Here is a 24,132-nt window from a genome sequence, read left to right as displayed (position 1 = left end):
GCCGGGGCGTCGGCTCCCTATGCGGCGCCCCGGCCGGTGGCGCGCGGACCGGGGGTGCGCAGGGTGTCCACGGCGATGCGGGCCGCTGTGCCGATGACGGCGTCGGCCGCCGGGAGGGTGGCGGCGGGGCTCGCGGCGCGGGTGAAGACCCCGACGGCGTAGCGGCCCCCGTCGGGGTACTCGACGACGCCGACCTCGTTGCGGACGGTGGGCGCGCTGCCGGTCTTTCCGGCGACCAGTACGTCGTCGAAGGGGAAGCCCGACGCCAGGCGGTGGGGCCACACCTGGAGGCCGAGCAGGCGGCGGATGGCGGCGCCGTGCTCGGGGGTGCATGCCTCGTCGCGCCAGATCGCGCCGAGCAGGCGGGTCATGTCGCGGGGGGTGCTGCGGTTGGTGCGCGCGGGGTCCACGGCGCGCAGGCGGGCGACGACCTGGGGGTCGGCCAGTGCCTGCGGGCCGCCGTTCCCGGCGTCCTCCCTGATGGTCGCGAGGAACTCCCGGAAGGTCTGGGTGGCGTGGGTACGGGTGAGGCCCAGCCGCCGCGTGGTGTCGTTGACTGCGTCCAGGCCGACGCGTTCCAGCAGGAGGTCGGCCGCCGTGTTGTCGCTGACGGCCACCATCAGGTAGGCCGCGTCGCGCAGGGAGAGCCGGGCCGCGTCGAGCATGGCGGCGAGACCGGTGGGCCCCGCCGTACGGCCGTCCGGCGGGCACTCGGTCTGCTCGGTCAGAACCAGCCGCCCGGCCTCCGCCTCCTGGTGGAGCGCGACGAGCAGGCAGAGCTTGTGGACGCTGGCCGTGACGACCGGCCGGTCCGCGCCCACGTCGATCTGGGCGCCGGAGTCGATGTCCACAGCGTGCAGCCAGCCGGTGACCCCGGCTTCGGCGAAAGCGGCGCGGATACGGTCGCGGGCCTGCGGGTGGGAGTAGGGGTGGGGGTTGGGATGGGATAGGGGGCTGGGGTGGTGTCTCGTGCGGGGATCGGTCATATCCAGTACTCCGCCGCCGGGCGCAGGTGCAGCGGGCCGGAGGTCAGGTCGGGGCCGGGAGCGGCCGTACGGGCCAGGGCATCGGTGACCGTATCGGCGAAGGCGCGGACGGCGGCGTCGCCGCGCCCCCGGGACCAGGCCGCGGAGTGGCGCAGGGCCAGCGGGGCGCCGCTCAGCGGGCGCCAGGTGAGGTCGGGGTCCCGGGCGTGGTGGGCGTCGCGCGTGCTGAAGGTGATGGCGCGCCAGGACAGGAGCAGGCCCCGCGTGAAGCTGGGGCCCTGGCCGTACCGGACGGCGGTGGGGGTGTAGCCGTGGCGGGCGCAGGTGGTCAGGAGGTCGTCGTGTACGGCCGGGGCCTGGGCACGGGGGAAGAGGACCAGGTCGTATCCGGCGAGCGCGGAGAGGGGAACCGTCTCGCGCCGCGCCACCGGGGCGTCGTGCGGCAGCAGGACGCCCAGTTCGTGGCGCAGGACGGGGCCCAGTTCCAGCCCGGACACATCGCTGGGGTGGCGGATGAGCCCGACGTCCAGGTCGTGCGAGGCGAGCCGGGCGAGCTGCTCGGCGGTCGACAGTTCGTGCAGCTCCAGCTCCACACCGGCCTGGCGCTCCTGGAAACCGGCCAGGGCGCCCGCCACGGTCTCGCCGGTGATGTCGGGCGGCAGCGCGGCGCGCAGGAGCCCGCTGTGGCCGTCCTGGATGCGGCGGGCCGTGGCCATCAACGCCTCGGACTGGTCCAGCAGCCGGCGGGCCTCGTCCAGCAGGAGCGTGCCGCCCTTGGTGATCGTCACCTGGCGGCTGGAGCGCTCGAAGAGGCGGACGCCCAGTTCCCGTTCCAGCCGCTGGATGCGCTGGGACAGCGGTGGCTGGGCCATGTCGAGACGCTGGGCGGCGCGGCCGAAATGTAACTCTTCCGCTACAGCGACGAAGCACCGCAAGTGCCGTATCAGGTCCACGACCAGCGACGATATCGCAAATCAATCGATCTGAGATCGATATCGGTCTTGGACCTCGTGGCAGCGGTGCTGTTTTTCTCCGGTCATGCCCGTCGTAGTTCATGACCGTCGTGCGTTTCTGCCGATGTGCTCCACGAACGACACGACGAGCGACATCGCGAACGACCCGACGAACGACTGTCGAACAACCCGACGAACGAACGAACGGAGAGCCGCCCACCCATGCGTACCCGTATCTCCCGCCGCGCCGCACTCACCGGACTGACCGGCCTTGCCGCCACCTTCCCCCTCATCGGCTGCGGAACGGCGACGTCCGATGCCTCTCTGGACGCCACGCCACGGTCCCCGTCCGGCTCCGGCTCCGGCTCGGGCACCCGTTCCGGCTCCCCGGCCCCGTCCGCCGCCCCCGACAAGCGCCGGACGGACCGCGCGTTCGCCGAACTGGAGCGGAAGTTCGACGCCCGGCTGGGCGTCTACGCGCTCGACACCGGCAACGGCCTGTTCGTCACCCACCGGCCCGACGAACGCTTCGCCTACGCGTCCACCTTCAAGGCGCTGCTCGCCGGCGCCGTACTCGACAGGAATTCCCTGAAGGAACTCGGTCGGCGGGTACGGATCGGCCGCGACGTCCCCGTCGGACACTCCCCCGTCACCGAACGGGCCGTCGGCTCCGAGCTGACCCTGCGGGAACTGTGCGACGCCGCCGTCCGCTACAGCGACAACGGCGCGGCCAACCTCCTCTTCCGCGAACTCGGCGGCCCCAGGGGCCTGCAGAGCGCCCTCGTCGCCATCGGTGACCGCGTCACCCGGTGCGACCGCTACGAGGTCGAGCTCAACGAAGCCGTCCCCGGCGACGTCCGCGACACCAGCACGGCGCGCGCCCTCGCCACCGACCTGCGCGCCTACGTCCTGGACGACGCGCTCCCCGCCGACAAGCAGGCCGTGCTGACCGACTGGCTCAAGCGCAACACCACCGGCGACACGACCATCCGCGCCGGTGCCCCGGCCGGCTGGCAGGTCGGCGACAAGACCGGCAGCGGCGGCTACGGCACACGCAACGACATCGCGATCGTCTGGCCCCCGGACGCCGCGCCGATCACCATCGCCGTCCTCTCCCGCCGCGACACCCGCGACGCCAAGACCGACGACGCCCTCATCGCCGGAGCCGCCGAGGTCGCCCTCAACGCCCTGGCCTGAGACCGGCCGGGGCGCGCTCCGGTGTCCCTGACTGCCCAGCTCCCCGGCCGCTCACGGCCCCACGGCCCACGGCCCACGGCCCACGCGGATGTGCGTGCGCGGTTACGTCATCGCGCGACCGGTGACGACGCGTACGGCCCCTCGGCGGTCAAGTAGCGCTGGACCGTGGGGGCCAGCCAGTCCATGACCTCCTCGCGGGTCATCGCGACGGCGACCGGGAACCGCAGCACGTAGCGGGTCAGCGCCATTCCGAGCATCTGGGAGGCGACCAGGGCGGCGCGGGCGGGGGCCGTGGTCGGGGCCGGGCAGATCCGGGCGGCCAGCGGCAGCAGCTGCTGCTTGAAGATCTCCTGCATGCGCTCCGCGCCCGCCGGGTTGGTCACCCCGACCCTGAGCAGTGCGGTCAGGACGCCGTTCTGCTCCCAGAGATCGACGAAGTGGCCCACGAGCGTGCGTCCTATCTCCGCCGTGGGGACCGCCGTCAGGTCGGGGATGCGCAGATCGACCGCGCAGGCCGCCGCGAAGAGCTTCTCCTTGTTGCCGTAGTAGCGCATCACCATCGAGGGGTCGATACGGGCGTCCTTGGCGATCGCCCTGATGGTGGCCCGCTCGTAACCGTCGGCCGCGAAACGTTCGAGCGCCGCGGTGAGGATGGTCGCGCGGGTGCTGTCGGAACGGCGGGACTGCGGCTCCTGCGGCTCCCGCGTCGGGTCCTGCTTCACGTCTCGGGTCATGCCAACAAACGTAGGCCAACACGCGTTGACAGTCCAGAGCGGCAGTTCTACGTTGACCACAAGCGTTGACCAACAAGCGTTGACTCCCGGAGGCCATCATGAACGGCACCGTCACCATCGTTGGATCAGGACCCACCGGACTACTGCTCGCGGGCGATCTCGCCGCCGCCGGTGTGTCCGTCACCGTCATCGAGAAGCGCCCGGCGGGCATCAGCAACCTGACCCGCGCCTTCGGCGTGCACGCCCGCACCATGGAACAGCTCGACGCGCGGGGCCTCGCCGACGCACTCGTCCCGACCGGCCGCAAGGTCACCGAACTCCGGTTCTTCGACTCGCTCGCCCTCGACTTCTCCGGACTCCACACCCGTTTCCCGTACTTGCTGGCCACGCCGCAGTTCGAGGTGGAGAAGCTCCTGCTGCGCCGCGCGGTCGAGCACGGCGTCACCTTCCGGCACGGGGCGCGGGTCACCGGTCTCTCGCAGGACGACGAGGGCGTCACGGTCGAGTTCGCCGGTCAGGACGGAACCACCGAAACCCTTTGCTCCGCCTACGTAGTGGGCACGGACGGCACCCACAGCGCCGTCCGGGAGGCGATCGGGCTGCCCTTCCCAGGCCACTCCGTGATCAAGTCGATCGTCCTCGCCGACGTCAGGCTGACCGAGGAGCCGGACCGCGCGGTGGCGGTCAACGGTTCGGAGCGGGCCATCGCCTTCGCCGCCCCCTTCAGCGACGGCTACTGGCGCGTGGGCGGCTGGCAGCGTACCCACGCCGATGTCGCCGACGACGAGCCCCTCGACCTGGCAGAGGTGCGCGCCGTCGTCGAGCAGGTCTTCGGCACCGACTTCGGCATGCACGACGCCCGTTGGACGTCCCGGTTCCACAGCGACGAGCGACAGGTCCCGACGTACCGGGTCGGCCGCGTGCTGCTCGCGGGGGACGCCGCGCACACCCACTCACCCGTGGGCGGCCAGGGCATGAACACCGGCCTCCAGGACGCGGCGAACCTGGGCTGGAAGCTCGCCGCCGTCGTCAACGGCCAGGAGGGAGAAGAGCTGTTGGACACCTATCAGGCGGAACGGCACCCGATCGGCCGGGACGTGATCCGCAGCAGCGGCGGCATGCTGCGCTTCGCGATGGCGCACACACCCGCCTGGCGCGCGCTGCGTACTGTCGCCTCCCTCACCGTCGGCCGACTGCCCGCCGCCGCCACCCGCCGCCTGCTCGGCAGGCTGAGCGGGATCGGCTACGCGTACGGACCGGGGGTCAGGCGCGTGCCCGACATCAGGCTCCAGGAGGGACGGCTGTACGAGGCGCTGCGCGCCGGGACGTTCGTACGTGTCGTGCCGCGCGGCCAGGAGGAGCCGGGCGACGAGCGCACCACCATCGTCCACTGGGCGAGCGACCGGCAGGACACGCTCCTGGTCCGCCCGGACGGCTACACCGCCTGAGGAAGCACCCCTGGACGATGGTGGGGCTGATGGCGCTGGTGGGGCTGGTGGGGCTGGTGGCGCCGATGGTGCTGGTGCTGGTGCGGCCACACTCTCCGTGAACCCCATGGGTCCTCAGACGTTCAGCCGTGCCACGGCTCCCGTCAGCCCCTCCCATGCCTGTTCGGTGTCCGGTGTCGCGGCGTGCGGTGCGCGGAACACGTCGAGGCAGGCGGCCACGTCGTCGAAGGCCCAGCGGAGCGCGTAGTAGGAGAGCCGGTCCCGGTCGGGGCGGTGGCCGGTCAACTCCTCGTAGCGGGCGAGGTCGTCCGGGTCCGGGGAGCAGAGCCAGAGGTCACGCTCGGGCACCGCGAGGGCGACCGTGTCCCAGTCGACCAGCAGATTCCGCCCGCCCGGGTCCAGGACGTTCCCCGGATGCGGTTCGCCGTGCGTCACGACCGGGGTGGGTGCCTGCCGGATCAGGCGCGCGGTCCGCTCGTCGAACTCCCCGAGCCGGTGGCGCAGACCGCGGGCGCTGTCCGTCAGCAGCGCGCGGCAGCGTTCGGCGTACGGACCGCTGTCCGGCGCGAAGGCGTCCGACGGCTCGCGCAGAGCCTCTTCCAGCGGGGCGCGGTCCGGAAGTCCCGGCCGGTGCACCGGCGTCACGGCGGGCGCGGGAGTGCGGTGCAGCACGGCCAGCCGTTCCACGAGCAGACGGCGGTGCTCCGGCGGCAGCTCCTGCCCGAAGTGACCCGCGGACGCGTCCAGGTACGGGAAGACGCTCACCGCGTACCGGTCCCCGAGCCGGCGCACGGTGGCGGCGGAGACGGCAGTGGAGGAGACGGTCCGCAGAGGCGCGACGACGAAGTCCAGACCGGCGTCCGCGTTCAGTGAGGCGGCCGTGTCCATCGCACGCCGCAGGCCCTCCCGGGCCGCGTCCACACCCGCACCGCAGTACGGCTTGTGCGCCAGGTCGGCCACCGTCACGAACCAGCGCCGCCCGTCGGCGGTCCGCGCGGTCCAGTGGTGATCGCCGAAGCCGACGGGCGCGTACGTCAGCGACGCGGGGGCCACCTCCCAGGCGGCGAGGGTGTCAGCGAGGGCGGACAAGTCGAGATCTGTGGGCTGATCCTTCATGCCGGCACCCTAACGATCCGCCGGATGCCCCCTTCCGGCCGTCGCGGGACCGGCCCCGCCCCTCGCCGACCCGCGTCCGAGGCGGCGCGTAGCCTCGGTGGCGAGACAGGACAACGAGCGTCCGGGCCTCCGGGCAACCGGACAACCGGACAACCGGGCAACCGGGCAACCGAACGAGCGAAGGTGGCGGCAATGGCGAAGGTTCCGGCAGCGGCAGTGGCTGCGAGCGGACTTGTCGGGGGTTACGGCGTCGCCCGGTGGACCAAGAAGCGGCCGCTGGGCGGGGTCGCGCTCGCCGCCGCCGGGTCCCTCGCCGCGTACGAGTGGAACCGGCAGGCGGGTCCGCGCGCCGCCGTCGGGCTGACTGTCGCGTATGTCGCCGCGTTCGCCGGATCGCACCCGCTCGCCAAGAAGGTCGGCGCCTGGCCCGCCGTGTTCGCCGTCGCGGGCGGCGTGGCCGCCGCGTCCTGGGCGGTCACCCGCCGCGCCGCCTGAGCGCCGCCTGAGGGACGCACCCCCCGAAGGGCCTCTCACGTCCGGACGTGAGAGGCCCTGATCCGGGCGGCGCCCCCTATGCCCCCACCGCCCGCGACACCGTATAGATGACCAGCCCCGCCAGCGCGCCGACCACCGTGCCGTTGATCCGGATGAACTGCAGGTCACGGCCGATGTGCGCCTCGATCTTCTTCGAGGTCTGGTCCGCGTCCCAGCCCGCCACCGTGTCGCTGATCAGTGACGTGATCTCCGCGCGGTACGTCGTGACGACATACGCCGCCGCGTCCTCCAGCCAACCGTCCAGCTTGGCCTGGAGACGCTCGTCCGTCGCCAGCCGGGCGCCCAGCGACATCAACGAGGCGCGGGCCCGCAGCCGCAGTTCGCTCTGCTCGTCCTCCGCCGCCGCCATGATCATCGTGCGTACGGAGGACCAGGCCGACGCGATGACGTCCTGGACCTCACGGCGGCCCAGCACCTCCGACTTCAGCCGCTCCACCCTGGCCCGGGTGTCGGAGTCCGTCTGGAGATCCGCCGCGAAATCGGTCAGGAACGTGTCGATCGAGCCGCGCGCCGGGTGCTCCGGCATGTCGCGCATCTCCGTGATGAAGCGCAGCAGCTCCTTGTAGACCCGCTCCCCCACCCGCTTGTCCACGAAGCGCGGTGTCCACCCCGGAGCCCCGCCCTGCACCGCGTCCATCACCGAGTCGCCGTGCTCCACCAGCCAGTCGTGCGCCCGTACGCAGACGAGGTCCACGACCCTGCGGTGCCCACCGTCCGCGACGACCTTCTCCAGCATCTTGCCGAGTCCGGGGCCGACCTCCACCGCGTCCGCCCGCCGGGTGATCGCCTCGCCGACCACCGCCTGGACGTCGGAGTCCCGCAGAACCGTCAGCGCACCGCGCAGCGCGGTCGCCAGCTCGGCGGTGACCCGGTCGGCGTGATCCGGCTCCGCGAGCCAGGCACCCACCCGCCGACCGACTCCCAGAGCGTGAATTCGGTCACGAACGACCCCTGAGGAGAGAAAGTTTTCCCCCACGAAGGAACCAAGTGACGCTCCGAGCTGATCCTTCTTGGTGGGAATGATGGCGGTGTGCGGAATGGGCAGGCCGAGCGGGCGCCGGAAGAGCGCCGTGACGGCGAACCAGTCCGCCAGCGCGCCCACCATTCCCGCTTCGGCAGCCGCCGCGACGTAGCCCGGCCAGCCGTCCACACCCGCGTTCTTCGCCCAGGTGGCGAGGACGTACACGAGCGCGACGAGCAGAAGGAGACCGGTGGCGGTGGTCTTCATACGGCGTACTCCGCGCCGCTTCTCCTCGTCGGCGGCGGTGTACGCGAACGAGGCGAGCGGCGACGCCGCCCGGCGCCCTGAACCGGACCCGGAACCGGAACCGTCGTCCGGGTCCGGCGGCGTGCCGGACCCGCCCTCCGCGGGCCCCTGCCCCTCGGGGACCTGCCCCTCGGGGACCTGCCCCTCCGGGACCTGCCGGCCCTGTGGGCCCTCCACTGACTTCTGCACCGCGTCCTGCTCTCCGGCTCCGGCCCGTTCCATCCGCTCCACCCGTCCGCGTACGCATCGCCCCCGCGCCGTACGCATTGTCCTTACCTCACCTACTCCCGGGCCGCACGTCGAGTTCCCCGCGGCCTGTCGCATCATGGGACCAGCCGGATCAGCACAAGGAGAAACACCGCACATGCCCAGGCGCCAGGGGTATGCCCTGCTCATCGCCCTTGTGGCGGGCACCGCCGCACTCGCCGCCGTCGTGGCCTTCGGTACGACGCTGCTCTCCGGCTCCCGGCCGTCGGCACCGGTCACCGGCCCCGAGGCGCACGCGGCGGCCCGTCATCCCGCCGCCCCGGCCAACTCCACCGGCAACTGGGTCGCCACCTGGACCAGCGCACCCGTCAGCGCCGAGCCGCGCACCGCGCGTGGCTTCCCCGGACGTACCATCCGCAACACCGTGCACACCAGCGTCGGCGGTGACGCGGCCCGCATCACCCTGTCCAACCTCTTCGGCGCGGCCCCCCTGGTCGTCGACCAGGCCACGGTCAACACCCGTCCGGTGACCTTCAAGGGCGTGTCCCGTGTCACCATCGCCGCGGGCGGACAGGTCGTCAGCGACCCCGTCGTGGTGCCCGTCGCCGCCGACGCCGACCTGCTGGTCACGCTGCGCACCCCGCACGGTGGCGGGCCCGTCACCTTCCACCCGAACGCGCACCAGACGTCCTACCTGGCCGACGAGCACGGCACCTGGAGCACCACCCGGTGGCGCTACCTCACCGCCGTGGACGTCCGCAACGAGCGCGCACCCGGCACGGTCGTCGTCCTCGGTGACTCGATCACCGCGGGCAGCGGCTCCACCACCGACGCCAACGCCCGCTGGACCGACGTCCTCGCCGACCGGCTGCGCGGCGACCGGCCGCGCGGCACGTACGGCGTCGCCAACCAGGGCATAGCCGGGAACCGGCTCCTGCGCGACGGCCTCACCGGCATCAGCGGCCAGGGCGGAACCGGCCGCTTCGAGCGCGACGTCCTGTCGGTCGCCGGAGCGAAGACCGTGTTCGTGGCGCTCGGCATCAACGACGTACAGCAGGCCCCGCAGGAGACGGACCCGCAGCGCATCCTGGACGGCTTCCGCACCCTCACCGAGCGGGCGCACGCCCGCGGGCTACGGGTCGTCGGGGCGACGCTGACCCCGTACGAGGGATACGCCACCTGGACGTCCGCGCGCAACGCCGTACGGCTGGCCGTCAACGAGCGGATCAGGGCGGGCGGGATCTTCGACGCGTACGTCGACTTCGACCGGGCCGTACGCGACCCGTACGCGCCCAACCGGCTCCTCCCGTCGTACGACTCCGGCGATCACCTGCACCTCAACGACGACGGCTACCGCACCCTCGGCCGGCACATCGACCTCAAGTCCCTGGTCGACGCCCCCAAGTCCGACACGTTCTGACCCGGCCCCGGCACGGGGCGGCCCCGCTCCCGGTACCAACACCCCCGGCACAGGCGTTCTCGGTCCGGGCGCCCCGGTGCCGGACGGCTCCGCTTCGGCGGGACCGTCCGGCACCGGGGACGGGCTCAGCCCAGTTCCTTGCGCCCGTCGCCCGCGTCCGGCTTCCCCAGCGCGTCCCGCTCCCGATCCCGCGCCAGCTCCGCGTCCCTGAGCCGCTGCCGGTCCGCCTTGGTCCGCTTGCGCTCCACGCCGACGCCACCCATCAGCGCGAAGCCGGTGATCCGCACCCGCGGGGCGTCCGGTGCGGGTGGACCCTCCTCGTTCGAGCTCTCGCCGAAGCCGCCCATGATGCCGATGCCCTTGACCTCGACGTTCAGCTCCGGCGGCGCCGTCACATGCATTCCGCCCATGACCGTGAAGCAGCGGATGACCACCTCGCGGTCCTCGAAGTTCGCCTCGCGCAGATCGATCTCACCGCCGCCCCACATCGCGAACGCCGTGAACTTCCGGCCCACCGTCCAGTGGCCCTTCCGGGTGAACCCGCTCCAGAACGCGAAGGCCCCGGTCGACGTGGCAGGGCCGCCGATCCGTGACGGCCAGCTCCCCGACCTGCCCGGCACCGAGGGTGTCGGCGCACCGGGCGGCGCGACCACGGTGCCCGGTGCCGGGAGATCCCGGACGATCGGTGCCAACTCCCCATGCGTACGGGCCTTGTAGGTCGCGTCGAGGCGCTGCTCGAACTCGTCCATGTCCAGCCGGCCCTCGGCCACCGCCTCACGCAGCAGCTCGGCGATGCGCTCACGCTCGGCGTCGGAGGCACGCATTTCCGGAAGTTCACTTGTCATACCGCGCAGCCTATTGAACGCACCGGCTCCCGTCACAGACGAGCAAGCCCACGCCCGCGCGCCGCGACCGGAACGCGTCGGCTCCGCTACGGGGCCGACGCGTACATCTTCGCGATCACGGCCTCGATGTCCGGCTCCCGCACCGACAGGTCGACCAGCGGATACTCCGCCGCGATCCGTGCCACCAGCGGGGCGGCCGACACCGAGGCCGGGAAGGACAGCCACTGCCGGGGCCCCTCCACCTTCACCACCCGGACCCCCGACCCCGGCCCCCCGGCCGCCGCAGCCGATCCGGGGTCCGTGCCCGAGTCCAGGTCGATCGGCGGGAGTTCACGTTCCAGATCGACCACCAGCGTGCGCTCGCTCTCCCCCACCTCGTGGAGCCCGGCGAGCGCCCCGTCATACATCAGCCGCCCGTGGTCGATCACCATGACCCGCTTGCACAGCTGCTCGATATCGGTCAGATCGTGCGTGGTGAGCAGAACGGTCGTGGACCGCTCCTCGTTCAGGTCCCGCAGGAACTGCCGGACCTTGGCCTTCGAGATCACGTCGAGCCCGATCGTCGGCTCGTCCAGATACAGCACCTCCGGATCGTGCAGCAGCGCCGCCGCGATGTCCCCGCGCATCCGCTGCCCCAGCGAGAGCTGACGTACCGGGACCTCCAACAGCTCGCCCAGGTCCAGCAGTTCGACACAGCGGTCCAGGTTCTCCCGGAAGCGGCGGTCGGGAATCCGGTACATCCGGTGCATCAGCCGGTACGAGTCCCGCAACGGCAGGTCCCACCACAGCGTCGTCCGCTGCCCGAACACCACCCCGATCCGGTGCGCCAGCCGCGTACGCTCCCGGGACGGATCGATGCCCGCGACCCGCAGACTGCCGCCGCTCGGAGTGAGAATCCCCGTCAGCATCTTGATCGTGGTCGACTTACCGGCCCCGTTCGGACCGATGTACCCGACCATCTCGCCGCGCGGCACCCGGAAGCTGATCCCGTCGACCGCCCGCACCTCGCGCCGCTCCCGGCGCAGGAAGCCCGTTCTGCGGCGTACGTCGAAGACCTTCTCGATGCCGTCGAGCACGATGAAATCCTCGTCCGCGCCGGTGCCGGTGCCGGTGGCTGTGCCCTTACCGATTCCGGTCCCCGTGTCCGTACACATATCCGTACCCGTGTCCGTGTCCGTGCCCATGTGCCGCGTCACCCTCTCCCTGTCCTCACGTCCGCCGGTCAATTTCCCGTGCTCCGGTAGGCGCGCAGCCCCGCCCGCCACGCCAGACCCGCCAGCACCCAGCACAGCGCCGCCACCACCGGCGGCAGGAACGCCACCCACTGCGGCAGGTCCAACGGGTAGTCCCGGCCCAGCACATACAGCGCGGGCAGCCAGCTGACGAAGGCCAGCGGCACCACGAACGTCACCCCGCGCACGAGATCCTTCGCGAAGATCGACGGCGGGTACTGGAGCAGCGTGGTCCCTCCGTACGTGAAGGAGTTCTGCACCTCGGAGGCGTCCTGCGCGAAGAACTGGAACGCCGCCCCCGCCACGAACACCGCACCGAAGATCGCCGCCCCGCTCAGCACCATCAGCGGCAGCATCAGCACCTTCAGCGGCGTCCACGCGATGTCCAGCGACGCCAGTGCGTACCCGAGCACCAGCAGCCCCTGCGTGACCCGCCCCAGCCTGCGCAGCGCGAACCGGTCCGCCGCCACCTGCGCCAGCACCGGAACCGGGCGTACCAGCAGGGTGTCCAGCGTCCCGTCCCGCACCCGCCTGCCCAGCCGGTCCATCGACCCCAGCACCAGATCGGACAGCCCGAACGCGGTCCCCGACACCCCGTACAGCAGGGCGATCTCGGGCAGCGAATAGCCGCCCAGCGAGTCGACGTGCGAGAACATCAGCATGATCGCGACGAAGTCGAAGGCCGTCGCCGCGAAGTTCCCGAACGTCGTCATGACGAACGAGGCCCGGTACGCCATCGTCGAGCGCAGCCACATCGCCACGATCAGCCCGTACGCCCGGAGCCCCTCGACCACCCGGGACCGCTCCCCGAACGCGATCGGGGGCGACTCCCACGGCACTTCCCCCGACGCCTCCCCCGACGCCTTGTCCAGCCCCTTGCCCGGTCCCTCCCCGGGTCCCCCGGCCAGTCCCCTGTCCGGCTCTCCCCCGGCATCCGCGGCCACCGTCGTCTCAACCACCCTGAACCACCACTCTTCTGGTCGCCACGCCCTGCAGGAGCCGCCCCGCCAGCAGCAGCGCCACCGCCCAGCCCGCCTGGAAGGCGTACGCCCGCACCAGCCCCCACCCCGTGTGCTTCCCGAGGAACACATCGGCCGGCACCTGGAGCAGCGACGACCACGGCAGTGCCCGCGCCACCTCGCCCAGTGCCCCGGGGAACAGATTCAGCGGCAGCAGCATCCCGGAGAAGAACAGCCCCGCCAGCCAGGTGATCTGCATCGCGCCCGCCCCGTCCATCAGCCAGAACGCCGACAGCGCGACCACGTAACGCACCGCGAAACTGACCACCACACCGAGCGCCACCGAGACGAGGAACGCCAGCCAGGTCCACGCCGAGCCGGGCAGCGCCAGATCGAAGGCGAACGCGCCGAGCGCCATCGGGACGATGCCGCGCCCCAGCAGGTGGAACGCCGCCCGGCCCAGATCCCCCGCCAGCCACCACAGCTGAAGGTCGGCGGGCCGGTACAGATCCACGGCGATGTCGCCGGTACGGATGCGCTCCATCAGCTCGTCCTCGAAGCCGCCGCCCATCATGGCGCAGGTCATCAGCAACGCCTGACCCAGCCACACATAGGTCAACGCCTGCGAGGTGTCGTAGCCGCCGAGCTGCGGGCGCTCGTCCCACAGCGCCGTATAGGTGTACGCCATGATGAAGCCGAAGACGGTGTTGGTGAACACGCCCGCCGCCGTCGCCATCCGGTACGTGGCATGGCGCCGGAACCCACCGGCCGCCACCACTGCGTAGAGCCGCACGTCGCCCTCTTCCCCCCGCCCCGGCAGGGACCCGGCCTGGCCCCGACACCAAAGCGCACGACCCTAGTGCACGCCGGTCGCCCACCGCGAGCGGTTATCCGGGACCGCCATTGAAGGATGATCCGAAGATTTCCTGGCGAAACGGGCACTATGGGAGAACTGACCGCGGCCGAGGAGTCTCCACCGACATGAGCGACGACCCACAGAACTGGGCCCCGCGGGACCACACGGACGCCGCGGCCACCCCCGACGACGGAAGTGGTGCGCCGGGCGCGAAGGGGAAGAAGGGGCGCAAGAAGCGCCCCAAGCGAACCGGACTGCGCCGCCTCATCCCTACGTGGCGCATGATCCTCGGCACCGTACTCGGCATCGCCCTGCTGCTCGTCGGCGGCTTCATCGCCGGGTACCAGCTCGTCGACATCCCGGCCGCCAACGCCAACGCCAACGCGCAGTCCAACGTCTACCTCTACCAGGACGGCAGCGTCATCGCGCGTGACGGCGAGGTCAACCGGGAGAAGGTCCAGCTCTCCCAGGTCCCCCTCACCGTCCAGCACGCCGTGCTCGCCGCCGAGGACCGCGACTTCTACTCCGAGCGCGCCGTGGACGTGAAGGCCATGGTCCGCGCCGCCTGGAACACCCTGACCGGCAAGGGCAAACAGGGCGGCTCGACCATCACCCAGCAGTACGTCAAGAACTACTACCTCGGCCAGGAACAGACCGTCGTCCGCAAGGCCAAGGAGTTCTTCATCGCGGTCAAGCTCAATCGCGAGGAGAGCAAGGACCAGATCTTCGAGGGCTACCTCAACACCAGCTACTTCGGCCGCAACGCCTACGGCATCCAGGCCGCCGCGCAGGCGTACTACAGCAAGAACGTCGAGGACCTCACCACCGGCGAGGGCGCCTACCTCGCCTCGCTGCTGAACGCGCCCAGCGCGTACGACGTCGTCGTCCACCCCGAGAACAAGGCCGCCGCCCTCGGCCGCTGGAACTACGTCCTGGACGGCATGGTGAAGGAGCAGTGGCTCGGCGCCGCCGAACGCGCCGCGACGAAGTTCCCCGTACCCGGCAAGGCCAAGCCCGCCACCGGGCTCTCCGGGCAGCGCGGCTATCTGGTCCAGGCCGTCGAGGACTACCTCACCGGCAACGGGATCATCGACGAGACGACCCTCGCCACCGGCGGCTACCGGATCACCACCACGCTGGAGAAGAAGAAGCAGAACGCCCTCGTCAAGGCCGTCGACACCCAGGTGATGTCCAGGACCAGCGGCGATCGGGAGGCCGACCGCAACGTGCGCGTCGGCGGCGCCTCCATCACGCCCGGCACCGGCGAGGTCGTCGCCATGTACGGCGGCATCGACTACACGAAGCAGTACGTCAACAACGCCACCCGACGCGACTACCAGGTCGGCTCCACCTTCAAGCCGTTCGTCTTCACCTCCGCCGTCGCCAACGACTCCACCACGCGGGACGGCCGGCGCATCACCCCCAACACGATCTACGACGGCACCAACAAGCGCACCGTCCAGGGCCCCGGCGGCTCCACCGGATACGCCCCGGCCAACGAGGACGACGTCAGCTACGGCCCCGTCACCGTCCGCACCGCCACCGACAAATCCATCAACGCCGTCTACGCGCAGATGGCCCAGGACGTCGGCCCCGGCAAGGTCAAGGACACCGCCATCGCCCTCGGCATCCCCGGGAACACCCCCGACCTCACCGCGTCACCCTCGATCGCGCTCGGCCCCGCGACCGCCAGCGTCCTCGACATGACCGAGGCGTACGCCACCCTCGCCAACCACGGGCGACACGGCGCGTACACCCTCGTCGAGAAGGTCAGCAAGGACGGCGCGGACGTCACCCTCCCCGGCCGGAACACCAAGCAGACCGTCATCCGCCAGGCCGCCGACACCACCACCTCGATCCTGCGCAGCGTCGTCGACGGCGGCACCGGCACCGCCGCCCAGGCCGCGGGCCGCCCCGCCGCGGGCAAGACCGGCACCGCCGAGGAGGACAAGGCCGCCTGGTTCGCCGGGTACACCCCCGACCTCGCGACCGTCATCGCGGTCATGGGCCAGGACCCCGACACCGGCGTACAGAAACCGCTCTACGGAGCGCTCGGGCTGCCCCGCGTCAACGGGGGCGGCGTTCCCGCCCAGACCTGGGCCGCCTACACGGCCGCCGCCCTGCGCTCCTCCGACGTACAGAACTTCGATCTCGAACTGGCGGACGGCGCCGACGAATCCGCACCGCCCACCACAGGCGCACCCGAATCCAGCGCACCGGCGGAGCCGAGCGACACCCCCTCCAGTCCGCCCCCGTCCAGCCCCTCCAGCCCGGCCCCCACCACCCCCGGCCCGACCGAAGGCGCGACGGACACCGGCGGGCAGACCAACGGCGGTACGGACACGGGCGGCACCGACGGCGGCACCACAGGGGGAACGGACGGCGGCACGGACACCGGCGGCGGCATTGGAGGCAATGGCGGCGGGACGGACGGGGGCGCCGGCACAGGCGGCGACGGGGGCGGCGACGGCGGCTTCACCGAAGGCGCCCGCGGCCCCCGCCCACGTGACCAGTGACCGGATCAGTGTCCGGTAACCGAGTCGCGCGACCGGTGACCCAGTCGCGCGACCAATGACCCGGTGACCGGATCAGTGTCCGGAGGTCGCCTTCAGTCCCACCACGGCGATCAGCAGCAGACACACGAAGAAGATCCGTGCGGCGGTCGCCGGTTCGTTCAGGACCAGCATGCCGACCACCGCGGCTCCGGCCGCACCGATACCGACCCACACGCCGTACGCCGTACCGATCGGGAGCGTCTTCGCCGCCTGGGACAGCAGCACCATGCTCGCCGCGATCCCGAGGCCGGTGAACACACTCGGCCACAGCCGGGTGAACCCGTCGGTGTACTTCATCCCGATCGCCCAGCCCACTTCCAGCAGACCGGCGATAATCAACAGAACCCAGGCCATGACGGCACCTCCGACGAATAACTCGCGAACAACACGGGTGCGTCGTCTTTGCCAGCCCGGTACGGCGCGTCTCGTCGGGGTCCCCCCACCGTAGCAAAGAACCGGCAAAGGGCCTGGTGACACCGGTCACCAGGCCCTTACCCACACCTCACACCACAGCGCGGGACGAAACACGGAACGAAACGCGCGACGGGACGCGGCTACAGATACAACCCTGTCGAATCCACCGAGCCCTCGAACCGGTCCGCGGCCACCGCGTGCAGATCACGCTCCCGCATCAGCACGTACGCCACGCCCCGCACCTCGACCTCTGCGCGGTCCTCGGGGTCGTACAGCACCCGGTCCCGCGGCTCGACCGTCCGCACGTTCTGACCGACGGCGACCACCACGGCCCACGCGAGCCGCCGGCCCACCGCGGCCGTCGCCGGAATCAGGATGCCGCCGCCGGAACGCCGCTCGCCCTCGGGCGTATCGCTCCGTACCAGCACGCGATCGTGCAGCATACGGATGGGCAGCTTGTCGTCGTGGGTGTTGTCGCTCACGACCCGAAACCTACCTGCCCCGCCCGGATCCGTACGCCTCCGGGGTGCGCCCGGTTACTTCTTCCCCCGCCGCGCCGACAGGGTGAGCAGGCCCACCACGCCGACCACCAGCAGCGCCGCCGGGATCACCCGCTCCAGACGCGGAGCACCGTCCTCCGACACGAACTGGGCCTTCACTTCCGACACCGAACGGTTCACCGCGACGAACGCACGGCCGGCCGTCCGGTCCACCGTCTGGGCGACCTTGGCCTTCGCGTCGCCGACGATCGTCTTCGGGTGCACCCGCACCCCGATCTCATCGAGCACCACCGCGAGCTGCTCGCGCCTGCTGATGATGTCCGCCTCGATCTGCGCAGGGCTCCTGGCATCCGACACTGCGCCGCCTCCGTGGTCCTCGTCCGGTAAACCGTCATCGACAGTCTGTCAGCTCGACCGCCCACATACCCGGCGGCACCCCTATTACGCTCGGTCCCATACACCCCACGTGCCACCTGAGGAGAACCATGAGCGAGCGACTCCAGCCCGGCGACACCGCCCCCGCCTTCACCCTCCCCGACGCCGACGGCAACGAGATCTCGCTCGCGGACCACAAGGGCCGCAAGGTCATCGTGTACTTCTACCCGGCCGCCCTCACGCCCGGCTGCACCAAGCAGGCCTGCGACTTCACCGACAACCTGGACCTCCTGGCCACTGCCGGATACGACGTCATCGGCGTCTCCCCCGACAAGCCGGAGAAGCTCGCCAAGTTCCGCGAGAAGGAGAACCTGAAGGTCACGCTGGTCGGCGACCCGTCCAAGGAGACCCTTGAGGCGTACGGCGCCTTCGGCGAGAAGAAGCTCTACGGCAAAGTGGTGACGGGCGTCATCCGTTCGACGATCGTCGTCGACGAAGAGGGCAAGGTGGAACACGCCTTCTACAACGTCAAGGCGACCGGCCATGTCGCCAAGATCATCAAGGACCTCGGTATCTGAACCGGGCGTCCCGACGGCCCCGGCAGCCCGGCACCGACGGCCCGCCCACCGACGGCCCCGGCAGCCCGATCACCGGCCGGCCGGGGCCGTTCCGGGTCTTCGCCGTGGCCGAAAATATGTGAGGGACATCGCAATCGGCCACTGAACCGGTTTGCAGCCGCCATGCCCGCGCAGAAGCCTTTCCTGGAACACCCTCCGAGGAAAGGACCCGGCCATGGCGGCCTCCGACCCCCACCAGGCGGCCGACCCCGAAGCGGTCAAACGTCACCCCGCGCTCTTCAGGGCCATCCGGAAGCGCCAGAATCCCAAGCTGCGCCGGACCGACATCACCGTCACCGACGACCAAGCGGTCAAGCGCGCGGTGAAGGCGGCCTCGCTCGGGAACGCCATGGAGTGGTTCGACTTCGGCATCTATTCCTACCTGGCCGTCACCATCGGGCATGTCTTCTTCCCGTCCGGGAACGACACCACCCAGCTGCTTTCCTCGTTCGCGACCTTCGCCGTGGCCTTCCTCGTTCGGCCACTCGGGGGAATGTTCTTCGGGCCCATGGGCGACAAGGTCGGCCGGAAAAAGGTTCTCGCCCTCACCATGATCCTGATGGCGGTCGGCACCTTCGCGATCGGCCTGATCCCCTCCCACGGCACGATCGGCGTCTGGGCCCCCGTCCTGCTGATCTTCTTCCGGATGCTCCAGGGCTTCTCCACGGGCGGTGAGTACGGCGGCGCGTCCACCTTCATCGCCGAGTACGCCCCCGACAAGCGCCGCGGCTTCTTCGGCAGCTTCCTGGAGTTCGGCACCCTCGCCGGATACGTCGGCGCCGCGGGTCTGGTGACCGCGCTCTACGCGCTCCTGGACACCGGTCAGATGGAGTCCTGGGGCTGGCGCATCCCGTTCCTGGTCGCGGGCCCCCTCGGCCTGGTCGGCCTCTACCTGCGACTGCGTCTCGACGAGACCCCGGCCTTCCAGAAGCTGGAGGGCGGCACCGCCCACGCGAGCGAGGCCGCGGACGGCGTCGAGTCCACCGCCAAGGGCGACCTCGCCAAGATCTTCCGGGAGTACTGGCCGACGCTGATTCTCTGCATCTGCCTGGTCGGCGCGTACAACATCACCGACTACATGCTGCTGTCCTACATGCCGACGTACCTCTCCGACGAGCTCGGCTACAGCGAGACCCATGGCCTGCTGATCCTGCTCGCCGTCATGGTCTTCCTGATGCTGATCATCAGCCAGGTCGGCAAGCTCTCCGACCGCTTCGGCCGCAAGCCGCTGCTGATGGCGGGCATGCTCGGCTTCCTCTTCCTCTCGCTGCCGGCGTTCCTGCTGATCCGCCAGGGCGGAATCCCCGCCATCACGATCGGCATGCTGATGCTGGGCCTTTCCCTGGTCTGCATGCTCGGCACGATGTCCGCCGCGCTGCCCGCGCTCTTCCCCACCAACGTCCGCTACGGCTCCCTGTCGGTGGGCTACAACCTCTCCGCGTCGATCTTCGGCGGCACCACCCCCCTGGTGATCACCGCGCTGATCAGCTGGAGCGGCTCGAACCTGATGCCCGCGTACTACGCGATGGCGGCCGCCCTGGTCGGCGTGATCGCCGTGGCCTGCATGAAGGAAACGGCCAACCAGCCCCTGGCCGGCTCCCCGCCCTCGGTGGAGACGGACGAGGAGGCCGCGGAAATCTGCGCGGCCCAGACACCGGAACCGAAGTTCTGATCGGTTCCGCGCCGAGTACGATGGCAGGCGGCCAGCGGCGGTGGTGCAGAGGTGACACAGCAGACTTAGGATCTGTGGCCCGTGAAACGGCTTGAGGGTTCGAATCCCTTCCGCCGCACCGAACGGACGGCCTGCGCGTCGATGGATCGACGCGCAGGCCGTTTCCGTGTCGGCGGGCTCAGCCCACCAACTCCCGTACCACCGGCACCAGCGCCCGGAACGCCTTGCCCCGATGGCTGATGGCGTTCTTCTCCGCCGGAGTGAGCTCGGCGCAGGTACGCCTCTCGCCCTCGGGCTGGAGGATCGGGTCGTAGCCGAAGCCGTTCGTCCCCGACGGGGTGTGGCGCAGGGTGCCCAGGAGACGGCCCTCGACCACGCGTTCCGTGCCGTCGGGGAGGGCCAGGGCCGCGGCGCAGGCGAAGTGGGCGGCACGGTGTTCGCCGTCGATGTCGGCGAGCTGGGCCAGGAGCAGGTCCAGGTTGGCCCGGTCGTCGCCGTGGGTGCCGGACCAGCGGGCCGAGAAGATGCCGGGGGCGCCGCCGAGGACGTCGACGCAGAGGCCGGAGTCGTCGGCGACGGCCGGGTGGCCGGTGGCCCTGGCCAGGGCATGGGCCTTCAGGAGGGCGTTCTCGGCGAAGGTGACGCCGGTTTCCTTGACGTCGGGGATGTCGGGGTACGCGTCCGCGCCGACGAGGTCGTGGGCCAGGCCCGCGTCGGCGAGGATCGCGTGGAGTTCGGTGATTTTCCCGGCGTTGCGGGTGGCGAGGATCAGGCGGGTCATGCCCCGATTATCGCCGTGCGCGGCCGGGAGCCCCGGCGGGGGCGCGGACGCCTACGGAGTGCAGACCTTGCCGATCTCGGTGGCGGCGTCGGTGACCGGGGCGATGTCCGGGGTGGCGTCGCCCTTCTCGATGGAGGCGCGGACGTTGCCGACGCCGGCCTGGAGGTCGTCGACGGCCTTTCCGAGGTCGGCGTTGTCGGTGGTGTCGCCGAGGTTCTTCAGTTCCTTGTCGATCTCGTCCAGCGCCTCGGACGCCTGCGTCGGGTCCTCGGAGGCGTTGGAGATGGCCTGCTGGAGGTTGTTCACGCTGGTGGCGATGGCGTCGGCGGTACGGACGCAGTCGATGGCCTTGTCGACGGCGCCGCAGCCGACCGCTGCGGTGAGGGTCAGCAGGGCGGCGGTGACGGCTATTGCGGTGCGGTGGTGGCGGCGCGAGGCCATGGTGCGGTCCCTCCCCGGGGGTCGATACGTGGACGGGCGCACGGTTCGACCCGTGCGCCCGTATACGTAACGACGCTGTGTGGTGCGTACTTGGTTGCTTCTTTACCCGGCGAGGGTGCCGGCCGGTCCTACCCGGGGAGGGTGCTGGCCAGTGCCTCGTTCTGGAGTGCGGCGAGGTCCACGCAGCCCGCGGTGGCGAGGTCGAGGAGGGCGCCCAGTTCCTTGCGGTCGAACGGTGCGGCCTCCGCCGTGCCCTGGACCTCGACGAAGCGGCCGTCGCCGGTGCAGACGACGTTCATGTCGGTGTCGGCGCGGACGTCCTCCTCGTAACAGAGGTCGAGGAGCGGGATGCCGTCGACAATGCCGACGCTGATCGCGGCGACGGTGTCGGTGAGCGGCTTCCGGCCGTTCTTGACGATCTTCTTGCCCTGGGCCCAGGCGACGGCGTCGGCGAGGGCGACATAGGCACCGGTGATCGCGGCGGTGCGGGTGCCGCCGTCGGCCTGGAGGACGTCGCAGTCCAGGACGATGGTGTTCTCGCCGAGGGCCTTGTAGTCGATGACCGCGCGCAGCGAGCGGCCGATGAGGCGGCTGATCTCGTGGGTGCGGCCGCCGATCTTGCCGCGGACCGCTTCGCGGTCGCCGCGGGTGTTGGTGGAGCGGGGCAGCATGGAGTACTCGGCGGTGACCCAGCCTTCGCCGCTGCCCTTGCGCCAGCGCGGGACGCCTTCGGTGACGGAGGCGGTGCAGAAGACTTTGGTGTCGCCGAAGGAGATGAGGACTGAGCCTTCGGCGTGCTTGCTCCAGCCGCGTTCGATGGTGACGGGGCGGAGCTGTTCGGGGGTGCGGCCGTCGATGCGAGACATGGCGTCGACTTTATCCGCTGGCGGCGGGGCTCCGTTCGGGTGGGAAGGAGCGGGGCGGGCGGGGACGGGCGGGCGGTGACGGGCCGGGACGGAGCCTTGTGCGGGAACGGCGCAGGCCCCGCTCCCTGGGAAGCGGGGCCTGCGGGCCGCGGACCCGGGTGGTCAGGGGTGGGGCCGTCGCGCGGTCGTGCTGTGGGCCGTTGGGCCCGATGAACTGTGAGCCGTTGGGCCGATGAACTGTGAGCTGTGAGCCGTCGGGTCAGCGGGTCACAGCGGTCACATCATGTCTTCGATGTCGGCGGCGATCGGGTCCGCGTCGGTCCCGATGACGACCTGGATCGCGGTGCCCATCTTCACGACGCCGTGGGCACCGGCCGCCTTGAGAGCCGCCTCGTCCACCTTGCTGGGGTCGTGGACCTCGGTGCGAAGGCGAGTGATGCAGCCTTCGATCTCGTCGATGTTCTCGATACCGCCGAGCCCGGCGACGATCTTCTCAGCCTTGCTGGCCATGTCCTTCTCCCTGGATTTCGCGTGCTTCGCGGCGCCCACCAATAGGTCCGCTTCGTCACGTTAACGCACGGTTGGCCCATCTTCGCGGGCGAGTAACCGAACTATCCCAAAGGATGACGATCACCGGCGCCCTGTCCTCCGGGCGGGCCCCGCACCGTGACGCAACTGGTCTACACCAGTTTGCAACGACCGCCAAACGTGGCTTGTTCCGGGAGGATGCCGATGAGTGCGAGCGCGGCTGCGGTACCGCAGCGAAAGTGGTGGAACGGACCGGTCCAGGGCCTCCAGAAGGTAGGGCGGAGCCTCCAGCTGCCGGTGGCCGTCCTCCCTGCCGCGGGCCTGCTGGTCAGCCTCGGCAACCTGTTCAGCTCGTATCTGCACGGCGCCTTCTGGGACAAGACCTCCAAGGTCCTGCTCAACGGCGGCAACTCCATCCTGGACGGCACCACCGGCCTGCCCCTGCTCTTCTGCATCGGTGTGGCCATCGGCTTCGCGAAGAAGGCGGACGGCTCGACGGCACTGGCCGCCGTGGTCGGCTTCCTCGTCTACCGGGGTGTGCTCGGCGCCTTCCCCGTCGACAACTCGGTGACCGACGTGCTGCCCAACGGCACTCCGCAGAACCCGGGCGTACTCGGCGGCATCCTCATCGGTCTGCTCACCGCCGTGGTCTGGCAGCGGTACCACCGCACCAAGCTGGTGGACTGGCTGGGCTTCTTCAACGGCCGCCGCCTGGTGCCGATCCTGATGGCGTTCCTCTGCGTGATCCTGGGCGTGCTGTTCGGCCTGCTGTGGCAGCCGGTCGGCGATGCGCTGACTTCATTCTCCAAGCAGCTGATCAACCTCGGCGCATGGGGCGCGGCCATCTTCGGCTTCGCGAACCGCCTGCTGATCCCGATCGGCATGCACCAGTTCCTGAACACCTTCTTCTGGTTCCAGGCGGGCGACTTCACCGCCGCGGACGGCGCGACGGTGCAGGGCGACATCTCCCGCTTCTTCGCCGGGGACCCGACGGCGGGACAGTTCACCTCCGGCTTCTTCCCGATCATGATGTTCGGCCTCCCCGCGGCGGCACTGGCCATCGCGCACACCGCGCGGCCGGAGCGGCGCAAGGAGGTGGCGGGCCTGATGCTGTCCGTGGCGCTGACCTCTTTCGTCACGGGTGTCACCGAGCCTCTGGAGTTCTCCTTCATGTTCGTCGCGCCGTTGCTGTACGGCGTGCACGCGGTCCTCACCGGTGTCTCGATGGGCGTCACCTGGGTGCTGGGGGTCCATGCGGGATTCAGCTTCTCGGCGGGCTTGATCGACTACGTGGTCAACTGGCATCTGGACACGAAACCGTGGCTGATCATCCCGATCGGACTGTGCTTCGCGGTGATCTACTACGTCATCTTCCGGTTCGCGATCACCAAGTTCAACCTTCAGACCCCCGGGCGCGAACCCAAGGAGCTGGAGAAGGAGATCGAGGAAGATCTCACCAAGTAGCAGCCCTACAACGGGACTTCGGTCCCGGTCACGCAAGGCCCTCGGACCATCCGGTTCGGGGGCCTTCGTCATGTCACCGAAAGTGCCTGATCTGCTACTGCGAAGAATTGGTTAATCGCAGGTTCCTTATCTAACCCTCACCAT

General features: G+C 70.5%; 24 protein-coding genes, 1 tRNA gene and 1 riboswitch. Of the genes, 9 read left to right on the top strand and 16 right to left on the bottom strand.

What is annotated here, in order from left to right; all coding sequences use genetic code 11:
- Window positions 1-17: 17 nt before the first annotated feature.
- Together OG413_RS16860 and OG413_RS16855 are read right to left on the bottom strand one after the other, a co-directional pair.
- Window positions 18-986 carry a serine hydrolase gene (locus OG413_RS16860; protein WP_266806438.1) on the bottom strand — a complete coding sequence of 323 codons (969 nt, stop codon included), beginning with the start codon at window positions 984-986 and terminating at the stop codon, window positions 18-20.
- Entirely contained in the window at window positions 983-1,939 is a 957-nt protein-coding gene (locus OG413_RS16855; protein ID WP_266806436.1) for a LysR family transcriptional regulator, read from the bottom strand. Before OG413_RS16855 ends, OG413_RS16860 begins: the two co-directional genes overlap by 4 nt.
- Before the next feature lie 222 nt (window positions 1,940-2,161).
- Between OG413_RS16855 and bla the strand changes: the two genes are divergently transcribed.
- Complete coding sequence (bla, locus tag OG413_RS16850) at window positions 2,162-3,136, top strand: class A beta-lactamase (RefSeq protein WP_266806434.1); 975 nt, start codon at window positions 2,162-2,164, stop codon at window positions 3,134-3,136.
- Between the two features lie 107 nt (window positions 3,137-3,243).
- On the opposite strand, the gene OG413_RS16845 is transcribed toward bla, so the two are convergent.
- Window positions 3,244-3,870 (bottom strand): TetR family transcriptional regulator, encoded by a 627-nt coding sequence (locus OG413_RS16845; protein ID WP_266806433.1) that lies wholly within the window; start codon window positions 3,868-3,870, stop codon window positions 3,244-3,246.
- A 98-nt stretch (window positions 3,871-3,968) separates the two neighbouring features.
- Between OG413_RS16845 and OG413_RS16840 the strand changes: the two genes are divergently transcribed.
- Window positions 3,969-5,318 (top strand): FAD-dependent monooxygenase, encoded by a 1,350-nt coding sequence (locus OG413_RS16840; protein ID WP_266806431.1) that lies wholly within the window; start codon window positions 3,969-3,971, stop codon window positions 5,316-5,318.
- 114 nt (window positions 5,319-5,432) lie between these two features.
- Here the strand turns inward: OG413_RS16840 and OG413_RS16835 are convergent, their stop codons facing one another.
- Window positions 5,433-6,434, bottom strand: coding sequence for a phosphotransferase (locus tag OG413_RS16835; RefSeq protein ID WP_266806430.1), 1,002 nt, complete (start codon window positions 6,432-6,434; stop codon window positions 5,433-5,435).
- A 192-nt stretch (window positions 6,435-6,626) separates the two neighbouring features.
- On the opposite strand from OG413_RS16835, the gene OG413_RS16830 reads away from it, so the two are divergent.
- A complete protein-coding gene (locus OG413_RS16830) occupies window positions 6,627-6,929 on the top strand; it encodes a hypothetical protein (RefSeq protein WP_266806428.1) in 303 nt (100 codons plus the stop codon).
- Between the two features lie 76 nt (window positions 6,930-7,005).
- On the opposite strand, the gene OG413_RS16825 is transcribed toward OG413_RS16830, so the two are convergent.
- Entirely contained in the window at window positions 7,006-8,523 is a 1,518-nt protein-coding gene (locus OG413_RS16825) for a DUF445 domain-containing protein (RefSeq protein ID WP_266806426.1), read from the bottom strand.
- Between the two features lie 97 nt (window positions 8,524-8,620).
- On the opposite strand from OG413_RS16825, the gene OG413_RS16820 reads away from it, so the two are divergent.
- Window positions 8,621-9,883, top strand: coding sequence for an SGNH/GDSL hydrolase family protein (locus OG413_RS16820; protein ID WP_266806424.1), 1,263 nt, complete (start codon window positions 8,621-8,623; stop codon window positions 9,881-9,883).
- 125 nt (window positions 9,884-10,008) lie between these two features.
- Here the strand turns inward: OG413_RS16820 and OG413_RS16815 are convergent, their stop codons facing one another.
- The 4 genes from OG413_RS16815 to OG413_RS16800 form a co-directional block, all read right to left on the bottom strand.
- Window positions 10,009-10,707 carry a DUF1707 domain-containing protein gene (locus tag OG413_RS16815; RefSeq protein WP_266810200.1) on the bottom strand — a complete coding sequence of 233 codons (699 nt, stop codon included), beginning with the start codon at window positions 10,705-10,707 and terminating at the stop codon, window positions 10,009-10,011.
- A 107-nt stretch (window positions 10,708-10,814) separates the two neighbouring features.
- A complete protein-coding gene (locus OG413_RS16810) occupies window positions 10,815-11,882 on the bottom strand; it encodes an ATP-binding cassette domain-containing protein (protein WP_266810198.1) in 1,068 nt (355 codons plus the stop codon).
- 68 nt (window positions 11,883-11,950) lie between these two features.
- Window positions 11,951-12,799 (bottom strand): ABC transporter permease, encoded by an 849-nt coding sequence (locus tag OG413_RS16805; RefSeq protein WP_266810196.1) that lies wholly within the window; start codon window positions 12,797-12,799, stop codon window positions 11,951-11,953.
- A gap of 112 nt (window positions 12,800-12,911) precedes the next feature.
- Window positions 12,912-13,712, bottom strand: a complete 801-nt coding sequence (locus OG413_RS16800) for an ABC-2 family transporter protein (RefSeq protein ID WP_266806422.1) — start codon at window positions 13,710-13,712, stop codon at window positions 12,912-12,914.
- A 188-nt stretch (window positions 13,713-13,900) separates the two neighbouring features.
- Between OG413_RS16800 and OG413_RS16795 the strand changes: the two genes are divergently transcribed.
- Window positions 13,901-16,291 carry a transglycosylase domain-containing protein gene (locus OG413_RS16795; protein ID WP_266806420.1) on the top strand — a complete coding sequence of 797 codons (2,391 nt, stop codon included), beginning with the start codon at window positions 13,901-13,903 and terminating at the stop codon, window positions 16,289-16,291.
- A 72-nt stretch (window positions 16,292-16,363) separates the two neighbouring features.
- Here the strand turns inward: OG413_RS16795 and OG413_RS16790 are convergent, their stop codons facing one another.
- The 3 genes from OG413_RS16790 to OG413_RS16780 form a co-directional block, all read right to left on the bottom strand.
- Window positions 16,364-16,684, bottom strand: coding sequence for a multidrug efflux SMR transporter (locus OG413_RS16790; RefSeq protein ID WP_266806418.1), 321 nt, complete (start codon window positions 16,682-16,684; stop codon window positions 16,364-16,366).
- A 36-nt stretch (window positions 16,685-16,720) separates the two neighbouring features.
- Window positions 16,721-16,789: riboswitch (guanidine-III (ykkC-III) riboswitch) on the bottom strand.
- A 95-nt stretch (window positions 16,790-16,884) separates the two neighbouring features.
- Window positions 16,885-17,226 carry a co-chaperone GroES gene (locus OG413_RS16785; RefSeq protein WP_266806416.1) on the bottom strand — a complete coding sequence of 114 codons (342 nt, stop codon included), beginning with the start codon at window positions 17,224-17,226 and terminating at the stop codon, window positions 16,885-16,887.
- A gap of 54 nt (window positions 17,227-17,280) precedes the next feature.
- A complete protein-coding gene (locus OG413_RS16780; RefSeq protein WP_266806414.1) occupies window positions 17,281-17,601 on the bottom strand; it encodes a DUF3618 domain-containing protein in 321 nt (106 codons plus the stop codon).
- Between the two features lie 128 nt (window positions 17,602-17,729).
- Between OG413_RS16780 and bcp the strand changes: the two genes are divergently transcribed.
- From bcp to OG413_RS16765, 3 genes are all read left to right on the top strand, one after another.
- Window positions 17,730-18,197, top strand: coding sequence for a thioredoxin-dependent thiol peroxidase (bcp, locus tag OG413_RS16775; RefSeq protein ID WP_266806412.1), 468 nt, complete (start codon window positions 17,730-17,732; stop codon window positions 18,195-18,197).
- A gap of 214 nt (window positions 18,198-18,411) precedes the next feature.
- The gene (proP, locus tag OG413_RS16770) at window positions 18,412-19,908 is read left to right on the top strand and encodes a glycine betaine/L-proline transporter ProP (RefSeq protein WP_266806410.1); all 1,497 of its coding nucleotides are present in this window, start codon (window positions 18,412-18,414) and stop codon (window positions 19,906-19,908) included.
- 34 nt (window positions 19,909-19,942) lie between these two features.
- Window positions 19,943-20,026: transfer RNA gene (locus OG413_RS16765), tRNA-Leu, on the top strand.
- 60 nt (window positions 20,027-20,086) lie between these two features.
- Here OG413_RS16765 and rdgB read toward each other — a convergent pair.
- The 4 genes from rdgB to OG413_RS16745 all read right to left on the bottom strand — a co-directional run bounded on the left by rdgB (window position 20,087) and on the right by OG413_RS16745 (window position 22,545).
- A complete protein-coding gene (rdgB, locus tag OG413_RS16760; protein ID WP_266806408.1) occupies window positions 20,087-20,689 on the bottom strand; it encodes an RdgB/HAM1 family non-canonical purine NTP pyrophosphatase in 603 nt (200 codons plus the stop codon).
- 51 nt (window positions 20,690-20,740) lie between these two features.
- On the bottom strand, window positions 20,741-21,130 hold the full coding sequence (locus tag OG413_RS16755) for a hypothetical protein (RefSeq protein WP_266806407.1): 390 nt from the start codon (window positions 21,128-21,130) through the stop codon (window positions 20,741-20,743).
- Between the two features lie 128 nt (window positions 21,131-21,258).
- Entirely contained in the window at window positions 21,259-21,996 is a 738-nt protein-coding gene (gene rph / locus OG413_RS16750; protein ID WP_266806405.1) for a ribonuclease PH, read from the bottom strand.
- Window positions 21,997-22,272: 276 nt separating this feature from the next.
- Window positions 22,273-22,545, bottom strand: a complete 273-nt coding sequence (locus OG413_RS16745) for a PTS glucose/sucrose transporter subunit IIB (RefSeq protein ID WP_266806404.1) — start codon at window positions 22,543-22,545, stop codon at window positions 22,273-22,275.
- Window positions 22,546-22,728: 183 nt separating this feature from the next.
- Here OG413_RS16745 and OG413_RS16740 point away from each other — a divergent pair, with 183 nt between their 5' ends.
- Window positions 22,729-23,988: a PTS transporter subunit EIIC gene (locus tag OG413_RS16740; protein WP_266806402.1), complete on the top strand. Its 1,260-nt coding sequence runs from the start codon at window positions 22,729-22,731 to the stop codon at window positions 23,986-23,988.
- Window positions 23,989-24,132: the final 144 nt, after the last annotated feature.

The organism is Streptomyces sp. NBC_01433 (genome assembly GCF_026340105.1).
GTDB lineage: Bacteria > Actinomycetota > Actinomycetes > Streptomycetales > Streptomycetaceae > Streptomyces.
This window is presented reverse-complemented; position numbering and strand designations above follow the sequence as displayed.